Below are 1,885 nucleotides of genomic sequence, written 5' to 3' on the forward strand. Positions count from 1 at the left end.
GGAATTTTTGATTTGACGTGGAATTTAGGTAATGTATATGCTGAATAATGTTTTTTATATGTTTAAATTTTTTTATAAGAGAAGGTAAAGGAGGTCAATTGTAATCGTGGGCAAAAAATTAGTAAGCTATTATGATTTAAGTTATGCGACTGATATTGCAAACAAACTTAAATCTTCAGATAGTAAATTTGATGCAGAAATTTTTTTAGACTACTTAAATACAAATCTTGGAACTGAAACCTTTCTTGTAAGACAAGACTTGTATGTAAATGCTTTTGAACTAGCACTTAATATTGAGTACAAAGATTATCTGGAATTGTTTAAATCCATTTGGGGTAGCGAACTCAAGAAAGAAACAGGTATGTTTACAGAGGGTTGGTGGCTTTGGCCGATAGGTCGCTTTGTTGAACGACATGCAAACGAAGACCCAATCGCTTCATATGTTTTTATTAAAGAGTTTACAAAGAGACAGACGGGTGAATATGCTATAAGACCACTGCTGATACAACATACTGAATTAACTATGAAAACTATGTTGGCATGGAGTACCGATCAAAACGTTCATGTAAGAAGATTAGCGAGTGAAGGTATAAGAATTCATTTACCTTGGGCGCCAAAGACAGTAGCAGCACTCAACTATTTTGATATATATAAAACTATACTAACTAACCTCAAGAATGATACTTCAAAATTCATACAAAAAAGTGTAGGAAACAATTTAAATGATCTATACAAGGAAAATCAATCACTTGCAGATGAAATGATTAATTCTTGGAGAGAAGATGAACTTACAGCTGCTACTAAATGGATTATAAAACATGGACAAAGGCGATTATAAGCAATCTAATTTGTTACAAGAAAGAATATTGCTAAGCGGCTATAAAGAAATAAATTCAATAAAAAAAGAAACATAGTGATAATTATAGTTGGGATCATTATCATTATAGGGGTTAGCGCATATGGTTTTGCAACCGCAAATATAAATTATAATAAAGAACAATCTCAAGAAATCGCTCTACAAAGAATTCCTGGTGACATGACAGATATTGAAACGGAGTTTGAAATTGAAGAAATTACGTTGGAGTATACTTTTCTTATAATAGACGAAGAAAACGTCATGCAAGAAGTTACAGTAAATTCAAAAAGTGGTGCGATTACTGGTATCGATTAATACTTTTCAGGCTTGATAAAAGGTGCTTTTTAAACATAGTGCTTTGCTTTTTATTTCTAAATTTATAATAAGATTACATTTACCATTTCTATTTTCAAGAAAAGTTCCCTGCCAAAAAGGCGAAGGGGACTTTTTTGTTTTGCTCGGAATAAGAGCCGGGACCCATTCATACATATTTGTCATATTATTATTTTGTGGAAGATGATGAAAATGCTGAAATATGTGTCAATAACATTGATAACTTGCTTGATTATTTTGAGAATTTATATGGTTATAAAACAACTGACCAAGTGCCCGTGTTTCACTACCAATAGAACTAAATACGGGAGCACATAATATTGATAATACTATTACCTGGATAATTCATACTATTGTTTGAATCTGGTAAAAACCGCTTAACGGCAATTTCTATTAATTACGCCGTTTTCACCTGTTAAGTGATGAAAAAAGAACCCCTTTCTGCTATGGTTAAAGTGTCTAAACCAACCAAAAGAAAGGAGTTCTCTTAATGATTAGCTTACACAAAAACCAAGTTAATTTCAATTCAAACATCACCATTTCTCACACTGGGGGTCAAATATCGAGTAACTCGGGTCTCGTTTTAGTCAAAGAACTAATGAACACCTTCGGTTTTTCTGATACAGCGGACCGACTGCTCCATATCAAGGATAATCGAGCTTATCATACGCATGATAATTTAGACATACTCGAACA

Annotated in this window: 3 protein-coding genes; all 3 read left to right on the forward strand. The window is 32.7% G+C overall.

Translation table 11 applies throughout. From position 1 onward, the window contains the following. Nucleotides 1–106: 106 nt before the first annotated feature. Nucleotides 107–838: a DNA alkylation repair protein gene (locus tag AX762_RS11500; RefSeq protein WP_071849248.1), complete on the forward strand. Its 732-nt coding sequence runs from the start codon at nt 107–109 to the stop codon at nt 836–838. Nucleotides 839–913: 75 nt separating this feature from the next. Further along, nucleotides 914–1,171, forward strand: a complete 258-nt coding sequence (locus tag AX762_RS11505; protein WP_071849249.1) for a hypothetical protein — start codon at nt 914–916, stop codon at nt 1,169–1,171. Between the two features lie 508 nt (nt 1,172–1,679). After that, the coding region (locus tag AX762_RS11510; RefSeq protein WP_177244112.1) for a transposase at nt 1,680–1,885 on the forward strand (206 nt) is incomplete at its 3' end.

Source organism: Alkalibacterium sp. 20, assembly GCF_001885615.1.
In the GTDB taxonomy this organism is placed as follows: Bacteria; Bacillota; Bacilli; order Lactobacillales; family Carnobacteriaceae_A; genus Alkalibacterium.